We start from the raw sequence: 8,365 nt of genomic DNA on the forward strand, positions 1-8,365 counted from the left end.
CTCCTCGTGGCCCCGGCCGCGAGCGCCCAGGCGTTCGACCCGTTCCCTCCCGCCGCGACCGACGGGCCGGGGACGTTCTCCGAGCAGACCCTCGCGGTCGGCGGTACGGGCGGCTACGCGAACTACCGCATCCCCGCCCTCACCACGACGAACGACGGGACGATCCTCGCGTCGTACGACGGGCGCCCGTTCAACGCGGGCGACGCCCCGCAGCCCAACTCGATCCTGCAGCGTGCGAGCCGGGACGGCGGCGCGACGTGGGAGCCCACGACCGTCGTGGCCGCCGGGTACGGGACGAGCTCGTCCCCCGACAAGTACGGGTTCTCGGACCCCAGCTACGTCGTGGACCGCGAGACGGGCACGATCTTCAACTTCCACGTGAAGTCCTTCGACCAGGGCTTCGGCGGCTCGGCCACCGGCGTCGACCCGACCAACCGGCAGATCCTGCACGCCGCGGTCAGCGTCTCCGAGGACGGGGGCGAGACCTGGGAGGGCCGCGTCATCACCGAGGGCGCCAAGGACCCGTCGTGGGCCGGCATCTTCGCGGCCTCGGGCGAGGGCATCCAGCTGCGCTACGGCGAGCACGCCGGACGCCTGGTCCAGCAGTTCACGGCCCGTACAGGCGGGACCTACAAGGCCTACAGCGTCTACTCCGACGACCACGGCGCCACGTGGGCGCACGGCGAGGCGTTCGGCACGGGCATGGACGAGAACAAGTCGGTCGAGCTCTCCGACGGTCGCGTCATGATGAACTCGCGCGACTCGGCGGGCAGCAAGTACCGCAAGATCGCCTACTCGACCGACGGCGGGCACACCTACGGCCCCGTCTCGCTCGACCGCCAGCTCCCCGACCCGACCAACAACGGGTCGGTCTCACGCCTGTACCCCGACGCCCCCGAGGGCTCGGCCGAGGCGAGAATGCTGCTGTTCAGCAACTCCAACAGCACCACGGGCCGCGAGAACGTGACCGTGCGCCTCTCGTGCGACGACGGCGCGACCTGGCCCGGCTTCCGGGTCGTCAACCCCGGCTCGGGCGCGTACTCGACGCTCTCGCCGATCGGCGACGGGCGCTTCGGGCTCCTGTACGAGACGCAGGGAATGAACGCGATCTCGTTCGCGAGCTTCGACCAGGAGTGGCTCAACGCCACGTGCGCCTCGACGGTCGTGCCGGACACGACCGTCGCGACGGGCGGCACCGTGCAGGTCCCCGTCAAGGTCACCAACCAGAACCAGGCGCCGCTCGCCGCCTCACGCCTGACGATCGACGCCCCCGTGGGCTGGAGCGCCACGACGACCGACGTGCCGGCGCTCGCCGTCGGCCAGACCGCCACGGTCCAGGTCGCGCTCACGGCGTCCGCGACCGCTGCGGCGACCACGTCCGCCAACCCCGTACGGGTCCAGAGCGTCCTGACCGCGGCCGACGGCACCCAGGCGCGCGCATACGGCTACGTGACCGTGACCGGCGGCCCCGCGGGGCCCGTGACGTCCCTCGCGGTGTTCGGGAAGTACACGACCGAGCGTGACGTCGCGGCCCAGCCGTACGCCGTGGGCGAGCGCGTGCCCTACTCGTTCCGCGTCTACAACACCGGCACCACGGCCTACCGCTCGACGGCGACCGGCAACCTGACGAACCTGTCCCCGGGGTGCAACTGGAGCAGCCTGCCCGCAGGTGGCACCTACCTGTGCGCGCTCGCGTACCGCGTCGTGACGGCGGGCGACCTGGCGGACGGATTCTTCGTCCCCGAGACCCGCTGGTCCATGAACGCGGACCAGGCCTCGTCGGTCGCGCTCACGGGCGAGCCCGTCGACCTGGTCGACCGCCGCCCCTCGCTCGCCGTCACGGCCGGAGGGGCCACGGTCGAGGACACCGACGCGAACGGCTCGGTGAACGCGGGCGACGTCGTGGCCAACCAGATCACGGTCCGCAACACGGGCAACGTGCGGCTCACGGGCGTCGGGGCCGCGGGCCTGTGCACGCTGCCCGAGCTCGCGGCGGGCGCCGAGGCCCCGTGCGGCACCGTGCGCCGCACGCTCTCCGCGGCCGACGTCGCGGCGGGCTCGCTCGCGGGCCGGACCGTCACGGTGGACGCCGCGAACGGCAAGCTCGCCGTGACCGGACAGGTCGAGGTGGCGCCCTACGAGCTGCCCGCGCAGCCCGTCGTCCCGGTCGAGGTGACCGCGAGCGCCCAGTGCGTCGCGGGCAAGGTCCAGCTCACGGGTCGCGCGGTCAACGCCGGGGACGAGGCGCTCGACGTCACGATCCGCTCGACCGCCGGCACCAAGGCGTTCGCGGGGCTCGCCCCCGGGCGCAGCGCGTCGCAGCGGTTCGCGACCCGTTCCGCCTCCGTGGCGGCCGGGCAGGTCTCGTTCGACGTGACCGCCGCCGGCGCGACGACGACCCTCGCCGCGCCCTACGACGCGACGTCGTGCTGATCCGCGGCTGACGCACCACAGACCTCGGCCCTCGTCCCCGTGCCGGTGGGGGCGGGGGCCGAGCACCGTCTCCCCCGACGGCCTCAGGCGTCCGCGGGCTGCTTCCCCTCGAAAGCGGCCCGCAGCGCGGGCATCTCGAGCTTGATCATCTGCATCATGGCGCCCATCATGCGCGCCACGGCCTGCTGGTCGTCGGACTGCGCGAGCTCCTCGAACTCGACGGGCACGACCTGCCACGACAGCCCGTAGCGGTCCTTGAGCCAGCCGCACTGCGACTCGGTGCCGCCGCCCGAGAGCAGGGCGTCCCAGTAGCGGTCGACCTCCGCCTCGTCCTCGCAGCGCACGATGAACGAGACGGCCTCGCTGAACGGGAACAGGTGGTCGGGGCCGCCGTTGATGAGGTTGAAGGGCTGGCCCTGCAACGTGAAGTCGATGGTGACGAGGGTGCCGTCGGGCATCTTCAGGGCGTCGCCGACGGTGCTGTCGGGGAACACCGACGTGTAGAAGGCCACGGCCTCCTCGAGTCCTCCGTTGAACCACAGGCTCGGGACGATCGGTCGCATCGTTCTCCTCCTCCCGCGCGGCGCGCGGTGCGTCGCGCTCTTCTGGTCCGACCGGCCGGGGCCGGCGAACTCATCGGTCGGCGCGCCCGGTCGGGCACACCGGCCGTGGGGCGCGTCAGGCAGCCGTCCGCAGGAACGTCCCCAGCGCCTCGACCACGAGCAGGTGGTCGTCGCGCTGCGCCAGGCCGGACACCGTCACGACGCCGATCACCCCGACGCCCTCGACCCGCAGCGGGAACGCCCCGCCGTGGGCCGCGTACTCCTGGAGCGACAGCTCGTGCTGCGCGGTGAACGTCGTCCCCTTGGCCTTGGCCCGCAGGCCCATGAGGTACGACGACGCACCGAACCTCTCGACCACGCGCACCTTGCGCTGGACCCACGTGTCGTTGTCGGGCGTGGTCCCCTCGGTCGCGGCGTGGAAGACCTGCTGCGGTCCGCGGCGCACGTCGATCGTGATCGGCAGCGACCGCTCGGCCGCGAGCTCGACGAGCAGGCAGCCGAGCCGCCACGCGTCGTCGTGCGTGAAGCGCGTGAGCACGAGGTCGCGTTCGTGCTGCTCGGCCTCCGCGATGAAGCGGGCGGTGCGGGCGAGGTCGGGGCTCTCGGGCTGGTCGTGGGTCATGGCGTCAGCCTGGCACGCCGCGAACGCTCATGCCGAGGCCTTCTTGCGCGTCGTCTTCTTCGCGGGCTTCTTCGTCGTGGCCTCCGCCGTGCTCGAGGCGGCCTTGCCGCTCGAGGCGCGCGCCGCCGTCGTGCCCTTGCTCTCCTTCGTCCCTGCGGCGCCCTTCTTCGTGCCGCCCGACGGCGCCGCCTCCTTCGCGGGCTCGTCGCCCTTCGCGTCGCCGGGCTTCTTGCCGTGCGAGCTCTCGACGCTGCGCCGCAGGGCCTCCATGAGGTCGATGACCTCGGCGCCCTCGCCGCCCTTCTCCTCCTGCTCGCCGAAGGTCCCTTCCGTGCTGAACGTGTCGCCTGCTTCGATCTTGGCCTCGATGAGCTGGCGGAGCTGGGCCTGGTAGTCGTCCTGGTACTCCTCGGGCGTGAAGTCGGCCGCGAAGGACTCGACGAGCTGCGACGACATCGCGAGCTCCTTGGCGCTGACCTTCGCGGGCTCGTCGAGCGTCGGGAACGCGGCCTCGCGCACCTCGTCGGCCCACAGGAGCGTCTGCAGGACCAGCACGTCGTCGCGCACGCGCAGCGCCGCGAGCCGCGTGCGCTGGCGCAGCGCGAACTTCACGATCGCGGTGCGGTCGGTCTCCTCGAGCGTGCGGCGCAGCAGCACGTACGCCTTGTTCGACGACGAGTCGGGCTCGAGGTAGTAGCTGCGGTCCAGGAGCATGGGGTCGATCTGGTCGTTGGGCACGAACTCGACGACCTCGACCTCGCGGCTGCGCTCGGCGGGCAGCGACCCCAGGTCCTCGGCCGTGAGCACGACCGTGCGTTCACCGTCGTCGTACGCCTTGTCGATGTGCTCGTACGCCACGACCTCGCCGCAGACCTCGCACCGTCGCTGGTAGCGGATCCGGCCGCCGTCCTTGTCGTGCACCTGGTGCAGCGGCACGTCGTGGTCCTCGGTCGCCGAGTACACCTTGATCGGCACGTTGACGAGACCGAACGTGATGGCACCCTTCCAGATGGCCCTCATCGTTCCATGGTGCGCCCGGGCGCGGGGCCTGGCGAGTCGTCAGACCATCTGGAGCCGGTGGTGCGGGCCCGCGGGGAGGTCGACCTCGATGACGTCCCCGACCGCGACCGACCCGCCGCGGGCGACCACGGTCATGATCCCGGCCTTGCGGATCACGTCGCCCGCGCCGTCGGGCAGGACGAGCCGCTTGAGCAGGCCCGGCCGGAAGTCGTTGATCTGCTGGCACGGGTTGCGCAGCCCGGTGACCTCGAGGACCACCTCGGCGCCGAGGTGCAGGCGGGTGCCGCGCGGCAGGCCCAGCAGGTCGACGCCGTACGTCGTCACGTTCTCGCCCAGGTCGGCGGGCCCGACGTCGAACCCCGCCTCGGCGAGCTCGTCGAACAGCTCGGCGTGCATGAGGTGGACCTGGCGCAGGTTGGGCTGCGACGGGTCGGCCCGCACCCGGCTGCGGTGCTTCACGGTCTGGCCGGCGTGCGCGTCGCCGACGACGCCCAGCCCTTCGACGATCTGCACGCTGGGCTGTCGGTCCTTGCTGAAGCCGTGGGTCAGGCTGAACGCCACAGCCACGACGTGAGGCACGGGTTCGGTCACGGGGACCATCTTGGCGCAGACGCCCCGGCCAGGGGCGTGGGTGTCCGGCGCTTCGGCGGACCGGCAGGGCGCCGGGGCCGGAGCGCGGCCCGACGCCTGTGGGTACCGCCAGGCATCATGGGCGCATGGCCGGCACCAGGTACGAGTTCGAGGCGGAGCTGTGGCGCTGGACGGCGCGCACGGACTCGTGGGTCTTCGCCGCCCTGCCCACCGACGTGAGCGACGAGATCGCCGACTCACCGCTCCCCCCGGCCGGGTTCGGGTCGGTCAAGGTCGAGGTCACGATCGGCGGGTCGCACTGGTCCACGTCGGTCTTCCCCGACGCCGGGCGCAAGACGTTCGTCCTGCCCGTCAAGGCCGCGGTACGCCGGGCCGAGGGCGTCGACGTGGGCGACACCGTGCGGATCGCGGTCGAGACGCTGATCTAGCCCGCCGGCTCCGCGCCGCCCGCGCCCGGTCTGCCACGCAGGTACGAGTCGAGCAGCTCCCACGACGGCGTGAACGGCCCTGCCATCTTCTCCGCCCCGGGGCGACGGTCCGCGGTGTCGCGCGAGTGCTGGAGCACCTCCTCGTGCAGGCGCTCCATCTTGGCGTCGAGCTCGGAGGCCGCGAGCGAGGCCTCCTTGAGCTCGTCGAGGAGCCGCTGCGGCACGGCCTTGTCGTACTTGTAGTAGATCTTGTGCTCGAGGCTGGCCCAGAAGTCCATGGCGATGGTCCGGATCTGGATCTCGACGACCACGGGCTGCACCCGGTCGGACAGGAACACGGGCACCTCGACGATCAGGTGCAGGCTCTTGTACCCGTTGCCCTTGGGGTGCGCGATGTAGTCGCGCTCCTCGAGGACGACGACGTCGCGCTGGGCAGCGATCATGTCGCGCACCGTGTAGATGTCGGACACGAAGCTGCACGTGACGCGCACGCCCGCGATGTCGAAGATCTCCGCGCGCAGGGCCTCGATCGTCAGGTCCACGCCCTTGCGGCGGGCCTTGGCGAGCAAGGACTCGGGCGACTTGAGGCGTGAGGACACGTGCTCGATCGGGTTGTACTCGTGGGCGTAGGCGAACTCGTCGCGCAGGATGGTGATCTTCGTCATCACCTCGTCCATGCCGAACCGGTACGTCATCATCAGCCGCGTGAAGTGCTCCCGCAGGGCCCTCAGCTCTGCCCCGACCTGGGGTTCACCGCTCATGGATTCCTCGCTGATCGTGCCGACGTCGATCCTCCACCGTCGCACACCGGCGGTCCGCAGGACGCCCTCGTCCGCCGCTGGCCACGGCCCGTCTCAGGTCGTGGCCCCGCCCGCCCTGGTCGACGGGCCGTAGGACCCCGACCGTCGGGACCTACGTCCTGACCTGGTCGAACACTGTTGACGCCGTGTCAATAGCGGATCTAGCGTCCAGGTATCAGCTCAGGAAGGGGCTCCGATGACCGACGCGACGACGCCGAGGCGGCGACGTTCAGCACCCGAGGTACGTGCCGAGGAGATCGTGCACGCCGCCCGCGGGCTGTTCGCGGAGCAGGGCATCGCCCGCACCTCGACCAAGGAGGTCGCGGAGCGCGCGGGGGTCGCACGGGGCCTCGTCTACTACTACTTCCCCGACAAGGACGCTCTCGTCGACGCGGTGCTCGAGGGCTACGTCGGCGAGTTCGTGGAGGCCGTGCGCGCGTGGGACGCGGCGCGCGAGCCCGGGAACATCGACAAGGCCCTCGTCGACTGCATCGCGATGTTCCGCACGCACCTGCGGGCGGTCGCCCCGCTGCGCGACGACATGCAGCGCACCGAGAGCGCAGGGCTGTACAACCGCTTCCTCGACCGGGCCGTGCGGGCCGTGGTCGAGTGCATCGGCGCCACGACGGTCGAGGCGTACGCGGCCCGGCACCACATCGGCATCGAGCACGTCCCGGAGACGTTCTACGTCCTCGTCTACGGCCTCGTCGGCCTGGCCCGGAACACCCCGGAGGTCGACGACACCGTGCTCGTGACGATCGTGCGGCAGGTGCTGCACCTGGAGGAGGCGCGTTCCGACACCGAGTGACGCGACGGCCCGGATCCCGACGGTGCGCCGGGACCGCGCTCGCTCACCTGCCGCACCATCCCCCACCCCCCGGGCGGCACCCGCCGTCCAGCCGTCCCTGAGAAAGGGAGCGACGTGTTCCTGTTCGACTCCATCCCCTGGCAAGCAGCCGTCATGTGGTTCGTGGTGCTCGCGGCCCTCGTCGGCCTCAACGAGCTCGTCCGCTGGTCGAAGACCGCCGCGATCGGGATCTTCATCGTCCTGCCCGTCGTGCTGACGATCTTCGTCTGGCCCTACACCGCAGGCGCCGGGTCCTCGACCGGCACCTGGTTCCACTGGGTCAAGGTGTACTCGGCCCTCGCGGGCTGTATCGGCTTCATGCTCATCCGGTACTTCCCCCGCATCGGGCAGATGAAGTACGCCCTGCTCTTCCCCCCGGCGATCCTCGCGCTCAACATCGCAGAGGCCGTGATCCGCGACTTCCAGGTCTCCGGCATGGACGGCATGGTCGACGGCGTGTTCATGGTCGGCGGTTCGTGGAACGTCATGAACGGCATCGCGGGCATCCTGAACCTGCTGACGATCTGCGGCTGGGCCGGCATCTACATCACGCGCGACCGCTTCAAGGACATGGTCTGGCCAGACATGATGTGGTTCTGGATCATCGCGTACGACCTGTGGAACTTCGCGTACGTCTACAACTGCGTGGGCGACCACGCGTTCTACGCGGGTGCTGCGCTGCTCATCAGCTGCACGATCCCGGCGTTCTTCCTGCGCAAGGGCGCCTGGCTCCAGCACCGTGCGCACACGCTCGCGTTCTGGATGATGTTCACGATGGCCGTGCCGACGTTCGTCTCCGACTCGTCGTTCGCCGTCGACTCCTCGCACGACCCGAAGGCGCTGTTCGTGGTCAGCCTGATCTCGCTGCTCGCCAACGTCGCTGTCGCCGTCTACCAGGTCAAGGTGATCGTGACCAAGCGCCGCAACCCGCTGCGCGACGAGCTGTTCACGGACCACAAGTCCTACCAGGAGCTCGCGAAGGACCGTCCGGAGCTCGCCACCGCGGGCACCACGACCGCCTGACGGCTCCGACCACGACGAAGGGTCGCCCGACACGGCGT

The 8,365-nt window shown here is 70.9% G+C and carries 9 protein-coding genes; 4 read left to right on the top strand and 5 right to left on the bottom strand.

Features of this window, described 5'->3' with window-relative positions:
- Window positions 1-2,433, top strand: a 2,433-nt coding sequence (locus tag H9652_RS01150) for a sialidase family protein (protein WP_191794283.1), incomplete at its 5' end; no start/stop codon positions are given.
- An 83-nt stretch (window positions 2,434-2,516) separates the two neighbouring features.
- Here H9652_RS01150 and H9652_RS01155 read toward each other — a convergent pair.
- From H9652_RS01155 to H9652_RS01170, 4 genes are all read right to left on the bottom strand, one after another.
- Window positions 2,517-2,996, bottom strand: coding sequence for a VOC family protein (locus H9652_RS01155; protein ID WP_191794284.1), 480 nt, complete (start codon window positions 2,994-2,996; stop codon window positions 2,517-2,519).
- Between the two features lie 115 nt (window positions 2,997-3,111).
- On the bottom strand, window positions 3,112-3,618 hold the full coding sequence (locus H9652_RS01160) for a heme-degrading domain-containing protein (RefSeq protein WP_191794285.1): 507 nt from the start codon (window positions 3,616-3,618) through the stop codon (window positions 3,112-3,114).
- Between the two features lie 27 nt (window positions 3,619-3,645).
- On the bottom strand, window positions 3,646-4,638 hold the full coding sequence (gene ku, locus H9652_RS01165) for a non-homologous end joining protein Ku (protein ID WP_191794286.1): 993 nt from the start codon (window positions 4,636-4,638) through the stop codon (window positions 3,646-3,648).
- Window positions 4,639-4,677: 39 nt separating this feature from the next.
- A complete protein-coding gene (locus H9652_RS01170; RefSeq protein WP_318243930.1) occupies window positions 4,678-5,229 on the bottom strand; it encodes an MOSC domain-containing protein in 552 nt (183 codons plus the stop codon).
- A 125-nt stretch (window positions 5,230-5,354) separates the two neighbouring features.
- Between H9652_RS01170 and H9652_RS01175 the strand changes: the two genes are divergently transcribed.
- The gene (locus H9652_RS01175) at window positions 5,355-5,657 is read left to right on the top strand and encodes a DUF1905 domain-containing protein (protein WP_191794288.1); all 303 of its coding nucleotides are present in this window, start codon (window positions 5,355-5,357) and stop codon (window positions 5,655-5,657) included.
- Here H9652_RS01175 and H9652_RS01180 read toward each other — a convergent pair.
- Window positions 5,654-6,418 carry a GTP pyrophosphokinase gene (locus tag H9652_RS01180; protein ID WP_191794289.1) on the bottom strand — a complete coding sequence of 255 codons (765 nt, stop codon included), beginning with the start codon at window positions 6,416-6,418 and terminating at the stop codon, window positions 5,654-5,656. The genes H9652_RS01175 and H9652_RS01180 overlap by 4 nt on opposite strands.
- Before the next feature lie 235 nt (window positions 6,419-6,653).
- On the opposite strand from H9652_RS01180, the gene H9652_RS01185 reads away from it, so the two are divergent.
- Both H9652_RS01185 and H9652_RS01190 read left to right on the top strand, forming a co-directional pair.
- Window positions 6,654-7,265, top strand: coding sequence for a TetR/AcrR family transcriptional regulator (locus tag H9652_RS01185; RefSeq protein ID WP_191794290.1), 612 nt, complete (start codon window positions 6,654-6,656; stop codon window positions 7,263-7,265).
- Between the two features lie 114 nt (window positions 7,266-7,379).
- On the top strand, window positions 7,380-8,327 hold the full coding sequence (locus H9652_RS01190) for a DUF5692 family protein (RefSeq protein ID WP_191794291.1): 948 nt from the start codon (window positions 7,380-7,382) through the stop codon (window positions 8,325-8,327).
- Window positions 8,328-8,365: the final 38 nt, after the last annotated feature.

The organism is Oerskovia rustica, assembly GCF_014836555.1.
In the GTDB taxonomy this organism is placed as follows: domain Bacteria; phylum Actinomycetota; class Actinomycetes; order Actinomycetales; family Cellulomonadaceae; genus Oerskovia; species Oerskovia rustica.

Excerpts from the sequence above, each read along its gene's own strand:
- H9652_RS01175 (WP_191794288.1), top strand. The coding sequence starts at position 5,355 with ATGGCCGGCACCAGGTACGAGTTCGAGGCGGAGCTGTGGCGCTGGACG.
- ku (WP_191794286.1), bottom strand. The coding sequence starts at position 4,638 with ATGAGGGCCATCTGGAAGGGTGCCATCACGTTCGGTCTCGTCAACGTG.
- H9652_RS01160 (WP_191794285.1), bottom strand. The coding sequence starts at position 3,618 with ATGACCCACGACCAGCCCGAGAGCCCCGACCTCGCCCGCACCGCCCGC.
- H9652_RS01185 (WP_191794290.1), top strand. The coding sequence starts at position 6,654 with ATGACCGACGCGACGACGCCGAGGCGGCGACGTTCAGCACCCGAGGTA.
- H9652_RS01180 (WP_191794289.1), bottom strand. The coding sequence starts at position 6,418 with ATGAGCGGTGAACCCCAGGTCGGGGCAGAGCTGAGGGCCCTGCGGGAG.
- H9652_RS01155 (WP_191794284.1), bottom strand. The coding sequence starts at position 2,996 with ATGCGACCGATCGTCCCGAGCCTGTGGTTCAACGGAGGACTCGAGGAG.